The 16401-nt window shown below is 71.8% G+C and carries 14 protein-coding genes; 6 read left to right on the forward strand and 8 right to left on the reverse strand.

Features of this window, described 5'->3' with window-relative positions:
* Nucleotides 1-83: 83 nt before the first annotated feature.
* The 4 genes from ABS735_RS37250 to ABS735_RS37265 are packed head-to-tail and all read right to left on the reverse strand — an operon-like array spanning nucleotide 84 to nucleotide 3583.
* Nucleotides 84-803, reverse strand: a complete 720-nt coding sequence (locus ABS735_RS37250) for an ABC transporter permease subunit (protein ID WP_055422078.1) — start codon at nucleotides 801-803, stop codon at nucleotides 84-86.
* A gap of 11 nt (nucleotides 804-814) precedes the next feature.
* Nucleotides 815-1726 carry an ABC transporter ATP-binding protein gene (locus ABS735_RS37255; protein WP_102932619.1) on the reverse strand — a complete coding sequence of 304 codons (912 nt, stop codon included), beginning with the start codon at nucleotides 1724-1726 and terminating at the stop codon, nucleotides 815-817.
* Nucleotides 1723-2631 (reverse strand): ABC transporter permease, encoded by a 909-nt coding sequence (locus ABS735_RS37260; RefSeq protein ID WP_373904677.1) that lies wholly within the window; start codon nucleotides 2629-2631, stop codon nucleotides 1723-1725. Before ABS735_RS37260 ends, ABS735_RS37255 begins: the two co-directional genes overlap by 4 nt.
* A complete protein-coding gene (locus ABS735_RS37265; RefSeq protein WP_373904678.1) occupies nucleotides 2621-3583 on the reverse strand; it encodes an ABC transporter ATP-binding protein in 963 nt (320 codons plus the stop codon). Before ABS735_RS37265 ends, ABS735_RS37260 begins: the two co-directional genes overlap by 11 nt.
* 253 nt (nucleotides 3584-3836) lie before the next feature.
* Here ABS735_RS37265 and ABS735_RS37270 point away from each other — a divergent pair, with 253 nt between their 5' ends.
* The 6 genes from ABS735_RS37270 to ABS735_RS37295 all read left to right on the forward strand — a co-directional run bounded on the left by ABS735_RS37270 (nucleotide 3837) and on the right by ABS735_RS37295 (nucleotide 8864).
* On the forward strand, nucleotides 3837-4025 hold the full coding sequence (locus tag ABS735_RS37270) for a hypothetical protein (RefSeq protein ID WP_373904679.1): 189 nt from the start codon (nucleotides 3837-3839) through the stop codon (nucleotides 4023-4025).
* Nucleotides 4022-5779 (forward strand): SDR family oxidoreductase, encoded by a 1758-nt coding sequence (locus ABS735_RS37275; protein WP_373904680.1) that lies wholly within the window; start codon nucleotides 4022-4024, stop codon nucleotides 5777-5779. Before ABS735_RS37270 ends, ABS735_RS37275 begins: the two co-directional genes overlap by 4 nt.
* A gap of 111 nt (nucleotides 5780-5890) precedes the next feature.
* Complete coding sequence (locus tag ABS735_RS37280; RefSeq protein ID WP_373904681.1) at nucleotides 5891-6478, forward strand: RNA 2'-phosphotransferase; 588 nt, start codon at nucleotides 5891-5893, stop codon at nucleotides 6476-6478.
* Nucleotides 6479-6484: 6 nt separating this feature from the next.
* Nucleotides 6485-6943: a hypothetical protein gene (locus ABS735_RS37285; protein WP_373904682.1), complete on the forward strand. Its 459-nt coding sequence runs from the start codon at nucleotides 6485-6487 to the stop codon at nucleotides 6941-6943.
* Nucleotides 6944-6995: 52 nt separating this feature from the next.
* Nucleotides 6996-7901: an LLM class flavin-dependent oxidoreductase gene (locus ABS735_RS37290; RefSeq protein ID WP_373904683.1), complete on the forward strand. Its 906-nt coding sequence runs from the start codon at nucleotides 6996-6998 to the stop codon at nucleotides 7899-7901.
* A gap of 75 nt (nucleotides 7902-7976) precedes the next feature.
* The gene (locus ABS735_RS37295) at nucleotides 7977-8864 is read left to right on the forward strand and encodes an HAD family hydrolase (protein ID WP_373904684.1); all 888 of its coding nucleotides are present in this window, start codon (nucleotides 7977-7979) and stop codon (nucleotides 8862-8864) included.
* A 24-nt stretch (nucleotides 8865-8888) separates the two neighbouring features.
* On the opposite strand, the gene ABS735_RS37300 is transcribed toward ABS735_RS37295, so the two are convergent.
* The 4 genes from ABS735_RS37300 to cydB all read right to left on the reverse strand — a co-directional run bounded on the left by ABS735_RS37300 (nucleotide 8889) and on the right by cydB (nucleotide 16390).
* The gene (locus tag ABS735_RS37300; RefSeq protein ID WP_373904685.1) at nucleotides 8889-9941 is read right to left on the reverse strand and encodes a M23 family metallopeptidase; all 1053 of its coding nucleotides are present in this window, start codon (nucleotides 9939-9941) and stop codon (nucleotides 8889-8891) included.
* Between the two features lie 122 nt (nucleotides 9942-10063).
* Nucleotides 10064-11746, reverse strand: coding sequence for a sensor histidine kinase (locus ABS735_RS37305; RefSeq protein ID WP_373904686.1), 1683 nt, complete (start codon nucleotides 11744-11746; stop codon nucleotides 10064-10066).
* A 79-nt stretch (nucleotides 11747-11825) separates the two neighbouring features.
* Nucleotides 11826-15326, reverse strand: a complete 3501-nt coding sequence (cydD, locus tag ABS735_RS37310; protein ID WP_373904687.1) for a thiol reductant ABC exporter subunit CydD — start codon at nucleotides 15324-15326, stop codon at nucleotides 11826-11828.
* 59 nt (nucleotides 15327-15385) lie between these two features.
* Nucleotides 15386-16390, reverse strand: coding sequence for a cytochrome d ubiquinol oxidase subunit II (gene cydB, locus ABS735_RS37315; protein ID WP_373904688.1), 1005 nt, complete (start codon nucleotides 16388-16390; stop codon nucleotides 15386-15388).
* Nucleotides 16391-16401 lie beyond the last annotated feature (11 nt).

Below are 16401 nucleotides of genomic sequence, written 5' to 3' on the forward strand. Positions count from 1 at the left end.
AATGCGGACGTACGCCGCGTTACCGACGGCTCGCGGGCCACGGTGTGCCGTACGGACTGCGCGTCCGGGGCCGGGCGGCCCGGTCACTCCTCTCCGGCGAGTGTCAGCGACCGCAGCTTCTGGCCGGCGTACCAGGTGGCGAGCACGGTCACCCCGGCGAGCAGCACGGTCGCGGTGGGCAGGCCGACGTCGGACGTCACCAGGTTCCCGTCGGCGACCTTCTGGGCCACCGCCAGCGACCACTGCTGGACGCTCAGCGTGCGGGCGCCAGGCACCAGGGAGCCGAACAGGGCCTCCCAGACGAGGGCGTAGACGAGCCCGAAGACCACCGCGTGCCGGGACACCGTGCCCAGCAGCAGGAACAGTGCGGCGTAGGCGATGGAGGCGACCAGCGCGGCGATCGTGTAGGCGACGGCGACCTGCTGGCCGTTGCCGTTGAGGATCAGACCGGCGAGGAGGGTGGGCACGGCGGAGAAGACCATCGTCACGGCTATGGCGACGATGAGCTTCGTGAAGATGATCGTCGGCCGCTTGATCGGCTTGGACAGCAGGTACACCACCGAGCCGTCGTCGATCTCGGGGCCGATGGCGCCGGTGCCGGCGATGACGCCGATGATCGGCACCATGGTGGCGAGGGCGAATCCGCCCAGCACGTCCGCCGCGGTCTGGTCGTCGGCTCCGGCGAGCGCACGCACGGCGACGGCGATGACGAGCAGCAGCAGGGGGAGCGCGCCGAGGATGAGGGCCCGGCGGCGGCCGAGCAGGGCCCGGTAGGTGAGCCGGGCGACTGTGGGGTCGTACATTCTTCGGCCTCCTACGCCGCGACGAGATACGAGAAGACGGACTCGAGGGACTCGTCGGAGGGCGAGACCGTGAGGAGTCGGATGCCGTGGTCGCGGGCGACCTTCGGCAGCAGGGCCGTGAACCGGCCGAAGTCGACGGCCTGGATGCGCAGGGCGCCCTCGGCGAGGTCGACCTCGATGCCGGACGTCGACGGGTCGGCGATCAGTGCTGCCGCGAGGGCCCGGTCGTCGCTGGAACGCACCAGGTAGCGGTGCGGCCGGTCGGTCATCAGGCGGCGGATCTTGCGGAAGTCGCCGCTGGCCGCGTGGCGTCCGGCGACGATGACCTCGATGTGCCAGGCGAGCTGTTCGACCTCCTCGAGGATGTGCGAGGAGAACAGCACGGTGCGGCCCTCGTCGCCCATGCGCCGCAGCAGGTCCATCAGCTGCATGCGCTGGCGCGGGTCCATGCCGTTGAACGGCTCGTCGAGCAGGAGCAGCGACGGCTGGTGGACGAGGGCGGAGGCCATCTTCACGCGCTGGCGCATGCCCTTGGAGTAGGTGGCGATCTTCCGGTCCTGGGCGTAGGCCATCTCCACGGTGGCGAGGGCCTCGTCGGCCGCCTTGGCGCCCAGGCCGTGCAGCTCGGCGTTGGCGAGGACGAACTCGCGGCCGGTGAGGAAGTCGTACATCGCCTCCCGTTCGGGGACGATGCCGATGTGCTTGTAGATGTCCTCGTTGCGCCAGACCGGCTGCCCGTCGAGGGTGACGCTGCCGGTGGAGGGGGCGAGGAAGCCGCCCATCATGTTGATGAGGGTGGACTTCCCGGCGCCGTTGGGGCCGAGGAGGCCGGTGACGCCGGGGCCGATCGTCATGGTGATGTCGTTGACGGCGACCACGTTGCCGAACCAACGGGAGACGTGGTCGATGTTCAGCGTGGTCACAGTCCCACCTTCTTGTATCGGCGCATCAGCAGGCCGTAGGCGCCGGCGATCAGGCCCAGGGTGACGAGGACGTAGACGGCACCCTCACCGTTGCTCGGGCCGACCCCGCCGGGGGAGGCCGAGGTGGCGCCCAGGAAGGCGGACTGCACTCCGTCGATGAGCGTGATCGGCGAGAACAGGCCTATCCAGGCGACGGCTCCGGAGCTGCCCTGGACGTCCGCGATGGCCTGGAGCGTGGAGACCGCGCCGTAGGTGATGGTCAGGACGGCGATGACGGCCGCGATGCCGAAGCCGCGGCGCGGGGTGACCGAGGCCACGACCAGGCCGAGGCCGGCGAAGAGCAGGGAGAGCAGTGCCACGGAGACCAGCCCCTGGGCGAACCCCTCGGTCTGGTCCGCGAAGTCGAGTTTGGCGAGCAGCGCGCCCACGTACAGCACCAGCAGGGGGGCGGCGGTGAGGATGAAGAGGGCGGAGGCCAGCGACGCGTACTTGGCGCGGACGTAGTCGGCGGTCTCGATCGGCCGGGAGAAGTACAGCGGTACGGTCTTGAAGCGCAGGTCGCGCGAGACGGACTGCGGGGCCTGGGCCGCGACGTAGAGGCTGATGACGGCCTGCAGAACGATCGCGTAGCGCGTGTAGTCCAGGGGCAGGTCGTTGGCCTTGGTGGCGACTGCGACGGCGACCATGATGGCCGCCGGGAGGCACATCACCACGAACAGCAGCATCGGCAGCACCTTGGACTTGGCCGAGCGGCCGAGGCCGTAGGCGCCGCGCAGGGACTGCGAGTACAGCGAGCGGCGGGCGTAGGCGCGGCCGAGGCGGGGGCCGTCGTAGCTGCGGTAGCCGATGTTGTGGATGCGGGTCTGGTCACCCGACACCGTGGCTGTGGGCTGTTCAGCTGCCATGGCCGACCGCCTCCTTCCGTTCTGCGTCGCTGTCGGTGAAGACCTCCGAGATGTGGTGCCGGCGCTGCTCCATGCGGACCAGGCCGAGTCCGAGGTCGGCTATGACGTCCCGGACCAGGTCGTAGGTCTCCTCGCCCGCCGCTGTGAGCAGCAGGACGTGGCCGGCGCCGGGCAGGCCGCTGCCGTCCTGGACGGTCACTCCGCGTGCGTCGAGCGCGTCGCGCACCGCTCGGGTGCCGTCGGGGTGTTCGTCGGTGTCGGTGACCTCGATCGCGAGGGTCGTGGTGGTCTGCGTGAAGTCCGTGGTGGAGCTGGAGCGCAGCAGCTTGCCGCCGTCCACGACGACGACGTGGTCGCAGGTGCGTTCCAGTTCACCCAGCAGGTGGGAGGTGACCAGGACGGAGATGCCGAAGTCGGTGTGGATGCGGCGGATGAGGCCGAGCATCTCGTCGCGGCCGACCGGGTCGAGGCCGTTGGTCGGCTCGTCGAGGAAGACCAGCTGGGGGTCGTGGACGAGAGCCTGCGCGAGCTTCACGCGCTGCTTCATGCCCGTCGAGTAGCCGCCGATGGGGCGGTAGCGCTCCTCGTACAGGCCGACGTGGCGCAGGGTGTCGGCCGTGCGCTCGCGGGCGGCGGTGGGCGGCAGGCCGGACATGCGTGCCATGTGGACGACGAACTCGGTGGCCGAGACGTCGGGTGGCAGGCAGTCGTGTTCCGGCATGTAGCCGACCCGCTCGCGGATGTCGGCGCCCTTGGTGGCGACATCGAGTCCGAGCACTTCGGCCCGGCCCTCGGTGGCGGGAGACAGACCCAGAAGGATCTTGATCAGAGTGGACTTGCCGGCGCCGTTGGCACCGACGAGTCCGGTCACACCGGGTCCGACGTCCACGGAGAGCCGGTCGAGCGCGGTCACCCGGGGGAACCGCTTGCTCAGGCTTTCGGTCGCGATCACAGTCACATCCACGACAGTAGTGACGGGCGCCACTGCGGTCGTCAGACCGCAGAGCCGTCTTCGCGTCAGACTCGAGTAGTACGGGCCCGTAGGGGGTGCCGTACCTGAGAGCCACGGTGCGGCCTTCCGAGGCCGCACCGACCGCTCTATTGACGTTGGGTCTAACAACTGGGAGATTCGGCGGCGTCACGTTACGGACCAGTAGCACGGCCGGACCGGACCGGACCGGGCCGGACCGGACCGGACCGGGGCGGTGGAACGGCTGCTGTCCCCGCGCCTGTTCGGCTCCGGCACGCAGTCGCTCAAGGGGCCGGGGAGCGACGCGATGTGCGGCCACGCGGCGGGGTCGGCCCCCGACGTGGTCGCGTACCGCTTCGAGAAGAGCACCTGCGGGCTGGACGACGATCTGCCGCACGAGCGGCGCTGGGCGGAGGAGGAATGACGGTGCTGGACGGTGCGCGGGAGCGCTGGGTGCGCACGGGCGGGGTCGAGCTGTGCGTGGCGGAGCTGGGCGATCCGCGCCGGCCCACGGTCGTCCTGGTGCACGGCTATCCGGACAGCAAGGAGGTCTGGTCCGAGGTCGCCGCCCGCCTGGCCGGCCGCTTCCACGTGGTCCTCTACGACGTCCGCGGCCACGGCCGGTCCACCGCCCCGAGCCCGCTGCGGGGCGGGTTCACGCTGGAGAAGCTGACGGACGACTTCCTGGCCGTGGCCGACGCGGTCAGCCCGGACCGCCCGGTGCACCTGGTGGGCCACGACTGGGGCTCGGTGCAGTCCTGGGAGTTCGTCACGGTCAAACGCACCGAGGGCCGCATCGCCTCCTTCACCTCGATGTCCGGCCCCTCCCTGGACCACTTCGGGCACTGGATCAGCAAGCGCCTCAGGCGGCCCACCCCGCGCCGGGTCGGACAGCTCCTCGGCCAGGGCGCCAAGTCCTGGTACGTCTATCTGCTGCACACGCCGGTACTTCCCGAGCTGGCCTGGCGCGGCCCTCTCGGCAAGCGCTGGCCGGGCATCCTGGAGCGCGTCGAGAAGGTGCCCGGCGGCGACTACCCGACCGCGTCCCTGCCGTCGGACGCGGCACACGGGGCGTGGCTGTACCGGGACAACGTCAGGCCCCGGCTGCGCAGGCCACGCGCGGACGCCTACGCACACGCGCCCGTGCAGCTCATCACGCCCCTCGGCGACGCGTTCCTGTCGGAGCGGCTCTACGACGGGCTGGAGCTGTGGGCGCCGCGGCTCACCCGGCGCACGCTGCCCGCGAAGCACTGGGTTCCGCGCACCCGGCCGGACCGGCTGGCGGACTGGATCACGGAATTCGTCACCGCCACCGAGGACGGCCGCTCCGACACCATGGCGAACGGCAAGTACGCCGACCGCTTCGGCGGGCAGCTGGTCCTGGTCACCGGTGCGGGCAACGGCATCGGGCGGGCGACGGCGCTCGCGTTCGCCGAGGCCGGTGCGCGCGTGGTGGCCGTCGACCGGGACGCCGAGGCCGCCGCCCGGACCGCGGAGCTGTGCCGGCTGATCGGTGCGCCGGCCGCCTGGGCGGAGGCCGTGGACGTCTCCGACGCGCAGGCCATGGAGAAGCTGGCGGCCAGGGTCGCCGCCGAGCACGGCGTGGTGGACGTGCTCGTGAACAACGCCGGGATCGGCCTGTCGGGCTCCTTCTTCGACACCACGCCGGAGGACTGGAAGAAGGTCCTCGACGTCAACCTGTGGGGTGTGATCCACGGTTGTCGTCTGTTCGGCCGGCAGATGGCCGAGCGCGGGCAGGGCGGGCACATCGTCAACACCGCGTCGGCGGCGGCCTTCCAGCCCTCCAGGGCACTGCCCGCCTACGGCACCTCCAAAGCGGCCGTACTGATGCTGAGCGAGTGCCTGCGGGCCGAGCTGGCCGATCGGGGGATCGGTGTCACGGCGATCTGCCCCGGCCTGGTCAACACCAACATCACCTCCACGGCACACTTCGCGGGTGTGGACGCCGAGGAGGAGAAGCGGCGCCGACAGCGCACGGCCCGGCTGTACGGGATGCGCAACTACCCGCCGGAGAAGGTGGCCGACGCCGTCCTGGAGGCCGTCGTGCACAACAGGGCCGTGGTCCCGGTGACGCCGGAAGCGCGGGGTGCTCACCTCATGTCCCGCTTCGCGCCACGGGTGTTGAGGCACCTCGCCCGAGTGAAGCCACCTCTGTAGTTTCCACAGAGACCCCCAACACGCCTGTGGATAACCTGACTTGACTGTGGATCAAACCTCGGCGGAGAAATTCTTTCGCGTGACGCGCGTCTCACCAGGCAGGCTGGTGCCATGCAAGAGGAACACACGGACGACAGACACGAAGAGGCACACGACGACAGACGCAAGGTGCGGGTTTCCAAGTACCTGTCGAAGCACCTGCGCCACCAGCCGGAGAGCATCGGGCTCACGCTCGACGAGGGCGGCTGGGTCGAGATCGACACGCTGATCGCCGCGGCGGCCGCACACGGCTTCCGCTTCAGCCGCGAAGAGCTCGACCACGTGGTCGCCACCAACGACAAGCGGCGCTTCGCCGTCGAGGGCACCCGTATCCGCGCCAGCCAGGGCCACAGCATCGACGTGGATCTCGGCCTGCCCTCGGCGACTCCGCCGCCGTACCTCTACCACGGGACCGTGGCCCGGCATCTGGAGGCCATCCGCACCGAGGGCCTGCGGCCGATGAACCGGCACGACGTGCACCTCTCGCCGGACCGCGCGACCGCGACCCGGGTCGGGGCCCGCCGCGGCCGGCCCGTCGTGCTCTCGGTGGACGCCGCAGCCATGCACCGCGACGGACATGTCTTCCATGCCAGCGCGAACGGGGTCTGGCTGACGAAGACCGTGCCGTCCCGCTATCTGCGCTTTCCCGCTCCGCACTGACCCAGCATGATCGAAGGCATGGAGCACCTCCCCACCACCCAGTCCGCCGTCACCGCCCTCCGCGCCATCGCGGAGGAATTCGCGCTGGAGATCGAGGTCACCGACGACATCGGCGCCGACCGGACCTCCCGCCGCAGCGCCGCGGGCGTGGGGGTGACCACCGACGCCGACGGTTCCCTCCCGCACGAGGCGTTCGTCGAGTTCGGCGGCGTTCCCCGGGTGAGCGTCCGGCTCTTCCCCGATGACGATGCCCTGATCACCGTCGAGAACGTGGAGTGCCCCGACGTCCCACGTGACGAGGTGCCCGCGTTTCTGCGCTCCGTCTTCGGCGACCGCGCTTTCGTCAAGGGGCGCCGTTTCCCGCCCGGATACCACCTGATCGTGCCTCTGCCCGGCGACCGCACCCACCGGGAGTACGTGCCGATGATCTTCCTCAGTCCGTGGTTGAGCAGTCGCGTGCGGTGACGCCGGAGGCTGTTTCACGTGAAACAGCGAGCGGCCGCATAGGCTCGGCGGCATGAGCCTGCGCCTGAGCACCGTGATCCTTCCGTACCGCCGCTGGCACGAGGGCGGCCGTTCGGCCTGGACGCGGGCCGAGCAGCTCGGCTTCCACACCGCGTACACCTACGACCACCTCTCCTGGCGCAGCTTCAGGGACGGGCCGTGGTTCGGCGCCGTGCCCACCCTCACCGCCGCCGCGGCCGTGACCGAGCGGTTGCGTCTGGGCACCCTGGTCACCTCGCCGAACTTCCGGCACCCGGTGACGCTCGCCAAGGAGCTGATCTCCCTCGACGACATCTCCGGTGGCCGGATCACCCTCGGTATAGGAGCGGGCGGCACCGGCTTCGACGCCACGGCGCTGGGCCAGGAGCCGTGGACGCCGCGTGAGCGGGCGGACCGGTTCGGCGAGTTCCTGCCGTTGCTCGACCGGCTGCTGACCGAGGACGCCGTGTCGTACGAGGGCGACTTCTACTCGGCGCACGAGGCACGCAACATCCCGGGCTGCGTACAGCGGCCCCGGCTGCCCTTCGCGGTGGCCGCGACCGGTCCGCGGGGACTGGCGCTCGCCGCACGGCACGGGCAGGCGTGGGTGACCACCGGCGACCCGAAACTGTTCGAGAACGGCACCCCCGAGCAGTCGGACCGGGCCTTGCGGCAGCAGGGCGACCGGCTGGCCGACGCCTGCGCAGCGATCGGCCGCGAGGTGGGTGGGCTGGACCGGGTCCTGCTCACCGGCTTCACGCCGGAGCGCAACCGCCCGCTGGAGTCCGTGGACGCGTTCGTGGACTTCGCCGGGCGCCACCGGGACCTGGGCTTCACCGAGCTTGTCGTCCACTGGCCGATCGCCGACTCGGACTTCGCCGCGGACGAGAAGGTCTTCGAGCGGATCGCGATGGAGGCGCCGGCGCAGTTGAAGGGATGAAGCAGGGACATGGAGGGCCGCGCATGAGAGCCGTAGCTCACATGTGTGCGGACCCGCGCACGGGCGTGCACGCATATGCGTGACAATGACCGAGTGACCTCAGCGACCCGAAAGCCCGAGCCCCCGGCCGCCGCCACTCGCCCGCGGCTCATCGCCACCGACCTCGACGGCACCCTGCTGCGCGACGACAAGTCGGTGTCCCCGCGCACGGTCGCCGCGCTGGCCGCCGCGGAGAAGGCGGGCATCGAGGTCTTCTTCGTCACCGGCCGCCCCGCCCGCTGGATGGACGTCGTCAGTGCCCACGTCCACGGGCACGGCCTCGCCATCTGCGGCAACGGCGCCGCCGTGGTCGACCTCCACGGCGGCCCCGGCAAGCACAGGTTCGTGAAGGTCCGCGAGCTGCCGCAGGAGAACGCGCTGGACGCCGTACGGCTGCTGCGGGAGGCGGCGCCCGGCACGGTGTACGCGGTCGAACAGACGTACGGCTTCCACCAGGAGCCGGCCTATCCGAAGCTGCACATGGAGGACCCCGACGACCTCCTGCCCGCCGAGGAGATCCTGGCGCCGGGCGGTCGCGCCGCCGCCGAACCCGTCCTCAAGATCCTTGCCTTCCACCCGGAGCTGGACCCCGACGGCTTCCTCACGCTGGCCCGCCTCGCCATCGGCGACCGCGCCAATGTCACTCGGTCCAGCCCCAGCGCCCTGCTGGAGATCAGCGGCCCGGACGTCTCCAAGGCCAGCACGCTCGCCCTGTCCTGCGCCGAGCGGGGCATCTCGCACGAGGAGGTCGTCGCCTTCGGCGACATGCCGAACGACGTCGAGATGCTCACCTGGGCGGGACGGTCGTACGCGATGGGCAACGCGCACCCGGACGTGGTCGCCGCCGCCTCGGGGCGGACGGTCGCCAACAACGACGACGGCGTGGCAGTCGTGATCGAGCGGATGCTTGCGGACCTGCCCTGACGTCCCGCCCCGCATCCGGTGCCGTCACAGCAGCGGCACCCCGCGCTGTGAGAGCCACGGCACCGGGTCCAGCGCCGAGCCCATCTCCGGGGTGACCCGTACCTCGAAGTGCAGGTGGGGTCCGGTGGAGTTGCCCGTGGTGCCGGACTGACCGATCCACTGCCCGGCGTCGACCCGGTCGCCCTGGTCGACGGCGACGGCGGCGAGATGGGCGTACTGCGTGCAGTAGCCGCCCGCGTGCTGGATGACGACCTGGATGCCGAAGGCCCCGCCGCAGGACACCTTGAGGACCCGGCCCGCGCCGACCGAGCGCACCGGTGTCCCGACCGGCACCGCGAAGTCCTGGCCGGTGTGCCGGTTCGCCCACCTCGCCCCGCCGCTGCCGAAGGACGCCGACAGCTCGTAGGTCTCGACCGGCGCCACCCAGGACGGGCCGGCGGACATGTCCGGCTGGTCGAGGCGGACCGCGCCGGGGCACGAGCCGGCCGCGACGGAGGAGTCCGCCCGGCCCTCCAGCCGTGACCGCGCCGCCTCCAGCTTGCTCTCGATCTTCTTCTTCAGCTCCGCCAGGTCGGCGTTGCGCTTCTCCAACGCCTGCCAGGCCGACTGTGCCTTGGCCTCGTCGGCGACGAGCCGGGCCTCGGCCCGCAGGTTCTTGCCGATGGTCCTGTCGACGGCCAGATTCGCGCGGGCGACCGCCCGCTGACCGCGCATCAGCCCGTCGGGATCGTCGGCGAGCAGCATCCGCGCGGTGAGCGGAAGCCCACCGCCACTGCGGTACTGAGCACGGGCGATGCGGCCCAGGTCCTCGCGCATGGCGTCGATCTTCTGCCGCTGCCCGTCGAGCAGCCGCTCGTACTCCAGGGCCTTCGCCCGTTGCGCCTCGGCCGCTCGCCGCCCGTCCTCGTACTGGCGGGTGGCCGTCGCCGCGTCCTCGTACAGGCGCGCCACCTGGGGGCCGAGTGCGGTACCGGATCCGCCGTCCCCGTCCCTGCCGTCGGTGGGGCGGGCCGCGAGCACCGCGAGTGCGCACAGCAGCACCGGAACGAGCAGCGGACGTCGGCGGGATGAGCGCATGTCAGCGATCGTGGACCGGCGCGGGGCCCGGGGTCTCGTTCGGGTCGTACGAGTGGGGGAACCGTTGCTGCACACGGCTCAGTGCGGCTGCTGCACACGGGGCAACACGGCGGCGACGGCGCTCAGTACGGCGCTTCCCACAGCACTGTCGTGCCGGCGCCGTCCACCCCGATGCCCGGCCCGAGCCGGCTGGCGCCGCCCACGGTCTCGGCACGGCGCTCCAGGTTGTGCAGGCCGCTGCGCCGGCCGCCCTGCGGAATGCCGACCCCGTCGTCCGCGACGGTCAGTCGGACGCCCGGCCGGCCGTCCCGCAGGGTGGCCGTCGCGTCCACGACCACCTCGATCCGGCCTGCGTGGGCGTGCCGGAAGGCGTTGGACAGGGTTTCGCGCAGCGCGGCGATGAGGTTCTTGCCGGTCAGGTCGCCGACGGCGGTGTCGACCGGGCCGACGAAACGGTGGGTGGGCGTGAAACCCAACGGTACGGCGGCCATGGTGATCTCGCGCAGTACACGGGTGCGCAGCCCTGCGGGCGCCTCGGCAGGCTGCTGGAGCGCGAAGATCGCCGAGCGGATCTCCTGGATGGTGACGTCTAGTTCGTCGACGGCCCCGCCGACCCCGTCACGCACTTCCGGCACGGCAGACCTGCGCTGGGCGCTCTCCAGCATCATCCCCGTCGCGAACAGCCGCTGGATGACGAGGTCGTGCAGGTCCCGGGCGATGCGGTCCCGGTCCTCGTACACGGCGAGCCGTTCCCGGTCGCGCTGGGCCTCGGCCATGGTGAGCGCCAGCGCCGCCTGCGAGGCGAACCGGTCGCCGAGCGCACGCTCCGTCCGTGTGAACGGGCGGTCCCCGCGGGCTCGGGGCATGACGAGGCTCCCGAGGACCTTCCCGTCCCTGCACAGCGGCAACAGCATGACCGGCCCGTAGGAGCGCGCCGGTCCGTCGGCCAGGCGGGGGTCGGTGGCGGCGTCGTCCACGAACACGGGCCGTCCGGCGAGCAGTTCCGCCACCATGCCGTTCTCCGGCGGGATGACCGCGCCGAGGGCGTTCGTGGGGCGCGGCGCGTCGACGGCCACGATCTCCAGGCCGCCCCCGTCGGCCGGCAGCAGCACGATCCCGGCGGCCGCCCCGGAGAGGCGGCGAGCCTGCTCGGCGACGGTCTGCAGGGCGTCGTCGGTGTCACCGCCGGCCAGCAGGGCGGTGGTGACGGCGACCGATCCGTCGATCCAGCGCTCCCGCTGCTGAGCGGCCTCGTGCAGTCGCGCGTTGCCGATGGCGATTCCCGCCTCCGTGGCCAGGACCCGGACCATGGCGAGGTCGTAGTCGTTGAAGGGCTCGCCCGCGTGCTTGTCGGTCAGGTAGAGGTTGCCGAAGATCTCGCCCTGCACCCGGATGGGGACTCCCAGGAAGCTGCGCATCGGCGGGTGGTGCTCGGGAAAACCGCATGAGCGCGGGTCCTCGGCCAGGTCGGTCAGCCGGACCGGTCCGGGATCGCTGATGAGCGCGCCGAGCAGACCCTTGCGGCCGTCGGGAAGGTGGCCGATGCGCCGGGCGGTCGCCTCGTCGAAACCGTGGTGCACGAAGTCGGCGAGTCCGTCGCCGTCCTCGTCGACGACGCCGATGGCCGCGTACCGGGCGTGTGCCAGGTCGGCGGCCGTCTCGCAGATCCGGTGCAGTGTGGTGTGCAGCTCCAGTCCGCTGCCGACGGACCGCATCGCGTCCAGCAGTTTCGGCACCCGTGCCAGTAGTTCGGCCGAGGCCTCCGCACGGGACGGCAGGGAGCCGGGAGGCGGTGCTGGGTGCATGCCCCGAGCCTAATGAGACCCTTTTGTTCAGGAAAGTCGGATTCAAGGATTTTTCCGAAGCCGTGGCCGGGTCGGCCGTTCACCGCGCCCCCACCAGCAGCTCCGTCGCCGCCTCCCGCCCGGCCATCTCCCGCAGCGGCCCCGGCACGGCCGCCAGCTCGGCGTACGTGCCCCGCTGCACGACCCGGCCCCGGTCCAGGACGATCACCTCGTCCACCGCCCGCAGCCCCGCCAGCCGGTGCGTGATCAGCAGGGTCGTACGGCCCTCGGTGGCGGCCAGCAGATCGGCGGTGAGCGCGTCGGCGGTCGGCAGGTCGAGGTGCTCGGCCGGCTCGTCGAGCACCAGGACGGGGAAGTCTGCGAGCAGCGCCCGGGCCAGGGCCAGCCGCTGGCGCTGACCGCCGGACAGCCGGGCCCCGTGCTCACCGACCAGCGTGTCCAGGCCGTCGGGCAGGCTGTCGGCCCACTCCAGCAGCCGGGCCCGCGCCAGCGCGTCGCGCAGCTCGCCCTCGGTGGCGTCCTTCCTGGCCAGGAGCAGGTTCTCGCGGACCGAGCTGTCGAAGAGGTGCGCGTCCTGGGCGCACAGCCCGACGAGCCGCCGTACGTCGTCGCCGGCCAGGGCGTAGGCGTCGACACCGGCCAGCGTGTAGGAGCCCGCGTCCGAGTCGAGGAAGCGCAGCAGAACCTGGGCCAGGGTCGTCTTGCCGGACCCGGACGGTCCGACCACGGCGATGCGGCGTCCCTTTGCCAGGGTCAGGTCGAGCCCTGCCAGCGCGTCCCTGTCCTGCCCGGCGTGACGCGCGGACAGCCCCTTGAGCACCACCGGGAACGGCGAGGTGGGCGCCTGCCGGGGCGCCTCCGGCTCCCGCACCGGCTCCGGGGCGTCGAGCACCTCGTACACGCGCTCGGCGCTCCTGAGCACGCGCTGGCGGTACCGCACGGCGAGCGGCAGCCCGAGTACGGCCTCGAAGGCGGCCAGCGGGGTGAGGACGACGACGGCCACGGCCACGCCGGCGAGCCGGCCGTCGGCGACCGCCTGGACCCCGACGAGGGCGGCGCCCGCGACGGTCAGGCCGGAGACGAGCGCCGTGAGCCCGTCGCCCAGCGCGGTGGCGGTGGCGGCACGTGAGGCGATCCGGGTGAGGGTGCCGTCGGCCCGCCGCGCCTCGGCGGCCCGACCGGGCAGCGCACCGGCGACGGTCAGCTCGGCGGTGCCGGTGAGCAGGTCAGTCACCCGGGTGGCGAGCACGCCCCTGGCGGGGGCGAGCCTGCGCTCGGCGCGCCGTGCCACGGCCGCGGTGACCATCGGAACACCGATACCGGCCGTGAGCAGGCCGACCGCGAGCACGGCGCCCGCCTCCGGCAGCAGCCAGGCCGTGAATCCCACCGACGCGGCGGAGACGATCAGCGCGCTGCCGGCGGGCAGCAGCCAGCGCAGCCAGTAGTCCTGCAGGGCGTCGACGTCGGCGACGAGCCGGGACAGCAGGTCGCCCCGGCGGCTGCGACGCAGCCCCGCGGGGGCCAGCCGCTCCAGCCTCCGGTACACGGCGACCCGTGTGTCGGCCAGCATCCGCAGCACGGCGTCGTGCGACACGAGCCGCTCCGCGTAGCGGAACACGGCCCGCCCGATGCCGAAGGCGCGCGTCGCCGTCACGGCCACCATCAGATACAGCACCGGCGGCTGCTCGGAGGCCCGGGAGATGAGGTACCCGGAGGTCGCCATCAGGCCGACGGCGCTGCCGAGGGCCAGGCTGCTGAGCAGCAGCGCGAGGCCCAGCCGCCCGCTCCGGGCCCCGGACATGGCGCGGACCCGTGACAACACGCCTCCCCGCGCCTCCGGAGCAAGCTCGGCCGTGGGCTCGTCGACGGAAACCGGAGCGGGAGTGCGCGGGCTCTCCTCCGCGGCCGCCGGCAGTCCGCGGGTGTCGTCCGACGCCGCGACGGCGGCCGGCGCGTCCAGCCGCACCACCCGGTCGGCCACCTCCAGCAGCGCCGGACGGTGCACCACCAGCAGGACCGTCCGCCCTCGCGCCAGCCTGCGCACGGCGTCCACGACCTCGGCCTCGGTGGCCCCGTCCAGGGCCGCCGTCGGCTCGTCGAGCAGCAGCACCGGCCGGTCCGCGAGAAACGCCCTGGCCAGCGCGAGCCGCTGCCGCTGTCCGGCGGACAGACCGGTTCCGTCTTCCCCGAGGACCGTCTCCGTGCCCTCGGGCAGCGCGTCCACGAACGCCAGGGCGCCCGCGTCCCGCAGCGCCCGCCGTACGGCGGTGTCGTCGGCGTCGGGCCGGGCCAGTCGTACGTTCTCCGCGATGGTGCCGGCGTACAGGTGCGGGTGCTGCGGCACCCAGGCGACGTGCGCGTGCCACTCGGCCACATCGAGGGAGGTGAGGTCGGCTCCCCCGACCCGGACCCGTCCACCGGTCGGGGGCACGAAGCCGAGGAGGGCGTTCAGGAGCGTCGACTTGCCTGCGCCGCTCGGGCCGACGAGCGCCACCGTCTCTCCGGGGTCGACGGTGAAGTTCACGTCCGTGACGGCGTCCGCGGCGCGTCCCGGGTAGCGGACCGTCACGTCCTCGAACGCCAGCGCGCCGTCCGTCGGAACCCGGCCGGTCCCCGATGCCGGTACGGGATGCTCCAGCACCGAGAAGATGTCCTCGGCGGCGGCGAGGCCCTCGGCCGCCGCGTGGTACTGCGCCCCCACCTGCCGCAACGGCAGATAGGCCTCGGGTGCCAGTACCAGCACGACCAGGCCGTCGTACAGGGTCATGTCACCGTGGACGAGGCGCATGCCGATGGTGACGGCGACGAGTGCCACGGACAGCGTGGCGAGCAGTTCCAGCGCGAAGGACGACAGGAAGGCGATCCGCAGGGTCCGCATGGTCGCCTGGCGGTACTCGCCGGTGATGCGTTTGATCGACTCGGCCTGTGCCTTGGCCCGGCCGAAGACCTTCAGTGTCGGCAGTCCCGCGACCACGTCCAGGAAGTGTCCGGACAACCGCGACAGCAACCGCCACTGGTGGTCCATCCGGGACTGGGTGGCCCAGCCGATCAGCATCATGAAGACCGGGATGAGGGGCAGGGTGCCGACGATGATGGCCGCCGAGACCCAGTCCTCGGTGACGATGCGGGCCAGTACCGCCACGGGCACGACCACCGCGAGGCCGAGCTGCGGCAGGTAGCGCGAGAAGTAGTCGTCGAGGGCGTCGACGCCCCGGGTGGCGAGGGAGACCAGGGATCCGGTCCGCTGGCCGCTCAGCCAGCCGGGGCCGAGCGCGGTGGCCCGCTCCAGCAGTCGGCCCCGCAGCTCCGACTTCACCGCCGCGCTCGCCCGGTGCGCGGCCAGCTCGGTGAGCCAGCCGACGAGCGCCCGGCCGCAGGCGACGGCCACCAACAGCAGCAGCGGGGTACGGAGTCCGGCGGCCGCCGTGCCGTGCTGGAAGGCGCCGACCACCACCTCGGCGATGAGCATCGCCTGCGCGACGAGCAGTCCGGCCCCGACGGCGCCCAGGGCCACGACCGCCGCCAGGAAGAACCGGGTGGCGCGGGCGTACCGCAGAAGACGTGGATCGATGGGTTTCACGTGAAACAGGCCTCCCTGCCCTGCGGTGGGCGTTTCACGTGAAACGCCCACCGCTGGACTCAGTGCGCGACGTCAGCGAGGTGCTGGGTACCGATGCGCTTACGGAACACCCAGTACGTCCAGCCCTGGTAGAGCAGGACGACCGGCGTGGCGATCACGGCCAGCCAGGTCATGATCTTCAGCGTGTAGGCGCTGGACGAGGCATTGGTGACGGTGAGGCTCCAGTCCGCGTTCAGCGTGGACGGCATGACGTTGGGGAAGAGCGTCAGGAAGAGCATCGCCACGGCGGCCACGATGGTGACGCCGGACAGGGTGAACGACCAGCCCTCACGCCCGGCCTGGTTCGCCATCAGCGCGGCGATCAGGGCGGCGACGGCCACCACGAGGGCGACCAGGCTCTTGGCGTCCCCACTGTCGGCCTGGGTCCAGAGCAGGAAGGCCAGGGCCAGCACGGCCGTGACCAGACCGACGCGCAGCGCCAGGGTGCGCGCCCGCTCACGGATCTCACCGACGGTCTTGAGGGCGGTGAACACCGTCCCGTGGAAGGTGAACAGCATCAGCGTCACCAGGCCGCCGAGGAGGGCGTACGGGTTGAGCAGGTCCCAGACGGAACCGACGTACTCCAGGTTTCGGTCGATCTCCACACCGTGGACGATGTTGCCGAAGGCCACGCCCCACAGGAACGCGGGGATCAGCGAGGTCCAGAAGATCGCCGTCTCCCAGTTGCGCTGCCAGTTCTCCTCGGGCCGCTTCACGCGGTACTCGAAGGCGACACCCCGAACGATCAGGCAGACCAGAATGACCAGCAGGGGAAGGTAGAACCCGGAGAAGAGCGTGGCGTACCACTCGGGGAAGGCGGCGAAGGTGGCGCCGCCGGCCGTGAGCAGCCACACCTCGTTGCCGTCCCACACGGGGCCGATGGTGTTGATCAGCACCCGCTTCTCGGCCCGGTTCCGGGCGAGCAGCCTGGTGAGTACACCGACCCCGAAGTCGAAGCCCTCCAGGAAGAAGTAGCCGGTCCACAGGACGGCGATCAGAACGAACCAGACGTCGTGCAGTTCCATGACTGTGCAGC

Origin of the sequence: Streptomyces sp. MMCC 100 (genome assembly GCF_041538145.2) — a bacterium.
Lineage (GTDB): Bacteria > Actinomycetota > Actinomycetes > Streptomycetales > Streptomycetaceae > Streptomyces.

Excerpts from the sequence above, each read along its gene's own strand:
- ABS735_RS37305 (WP_373904686.1), bottom strand. The coding sequence starts at position 11,746 with ATGCACCCAGCACCGCCTCCCGGCTCCCTGCCGTCCCGTGCGGAGGCC.
- ABS735_RS37280 (WP_373904681.1), top strand. The coding sequence starts at position 5,891 with ATGCAAGAGGAACACACGGACGACAGACACGAAGAGGCACACGACGAC.
- cydB (WP_373904688.1), bottom strand. The coding sequence starts at position 16,390 with ATGGAACTGCACGACGTCTGGTTCGTTCTGATCGCCGTCCTGTGGACC.
- ABS735_RS37290 (WP_373904683.1), top strand. The coding sequence starts at position 6,996 with ATGAGCCTGCGCCTGAGCACCGTGATCCTTCCGTACCGCCGCTGGCAC.
- ABS735_RS37300 (WP_373904685.1), bottom strand. The coding sequence starts at position 9,941 with ATGCGCTCATCCCGCCGACGTCCGCTGCTCGTTCCGGTGCTGCTGTGC.
- ABS735_RS37260 (WP_373904677.1), bottom strand. The coding sequence starts at position 2,631 with ATGGCAGCTGAACAGCCCACAGCCACGGTGTCGGGTGACCAGACCCGC.
- ABS735_RS37285 (WP_373904682.1), top strand. The coding sequence starts at position 6,485 with ATGATCGAAGGCATGGAGCACCTCCCCACCACCCAGTCCGCCGTCACC.
- ABS735_RS37275 (WP_373904680.1), top strand. The coding sequence starts at position 4,022 with ATGACGGTGCTGGACGGTGCGCGGGAGCGCTGGGTGCGCACGGGCGGG.
- ABS735_RS37250 (WP_055422078.1), bottom strand. The coding sequence starts at position 803 with ATGTACGACCCCACAGTCGCCCGGCTCACCTACCGGGCCCTGCTCGGC.
- ABS735_RS37295 (WP_373904684.1), top strand. The coding sequence starts at position 7,977 with ATGCGTGACAATGACCGAGTGACCTCAGCGACCCGAAAGCCCGAGCCC.